2 protein-coding genes are annotated in these 992 nt (G+C 53.1%); both read left to right on the top strand.

The features are described from left to right. A partial coding sequence (locus A3730_RS03135; protein ID WP_063537455.1) for a TIGR00730 family Rossman fold protein occupies nt 1-438 on the top strand: 438 nt, incomplete at its 5' end. A gap of 118 nt (nt 439-556) precedes the next feature. Then, complete coding sequence (locus tag A3730_RS03130; RefSeq protein WP_082872236.1) at nt 557-733, top strand: DUF1328 domain-containing protein; 177 nt, start codon at nt 557-559, stop codon at nt 731-733. The last annotated feature ends 259 nt before the right edge of the window (nt 734-992 follow it).

Below are 992 nucleotides of genomic sequence, written 5' to 3'. Positions count from 1 at the left end.
GCCAACGCGGTGATGCGCCAGGGGGGCGAGGTCATTGGCATCATCCCCCATGCGCTGATGCGTCGGGAAATCGGCAACGATCACCTGAGCGAATTGCAGATAGTCGATTCCATGCACGAACGCAAAGCGGCCATGGCGGACCAGTCCGATGGGTTTATTGCCTTGCCCGGTGGCATGGGTACGCTGGAAGAAATTTTTGAAATTCTTACCTGGGCACAGCTGGGCTTTCACCAAAAACCCTGCGCCTTGCTCAACGTGAACCACTATTACGATTCCCTCCAGACGTTCCTGCTACATAGCGTACAAGAGGGCTTTCTGAGCAAGGACCACCACCGCCTCCTGCAAGTACACGACGACCCGGTGGCACTGCTGGATCATTTCCGGGATTTCGCTCCCGCGCCCATGGATAAATGGCTCGACAGGCAATCCCAGCTGTAACAATAAAAATGTGAAAGATGATCAAATAGACAATCTGTTCCAAGCCAGAGCAGAGATCAACGCGTTACGGTGATATGGACAGTGTGATCACACACCAACCATGGACGAGGTAACCATTATGCTTGGATGGGCTCTGACATTTCTTATCGTGGCAATTATTGCCGGCGTGCTCGGCTTTGGCGGTATCGCCTCCGGCGCGGCGTCCATTGCCAAAATTATTTTCTTCATTTTCCTGGTCTTGCTGGTCGTCAGCCTGGTGGCCAATGCGGTGAGAGGCCGCGGCCCAAAAATCTGACCACCGCATCACCGCAGGGCTATGGCCAAGCCATAGCCCTCCACTTTCATGTTCTGACATCTGGTCGCCGTTAATCGACAACCCCGCAAGGGAAAGGTCACGACAACCGTAGGTGCCATTCCTGTAAAGCGACCAGTTGTTTGGCTACCATTTCGCGGGTTTTTTCATCCACCAGATCGCCCTTGTCATCACATTTTTCATGGGCAGCAGACACAAACACTTCCGGTTTGTTCAGTGGATGCATATCCAGAAACACCAA

Source organism: Alcanivorax sp. HI0044 (assembly GCF_001634945.1).
The sequence above is the reverse complement of the archived record's forward strand: the minus strand, read 5'-3'. Positions and strand labels throughout refer to the sequence as shown.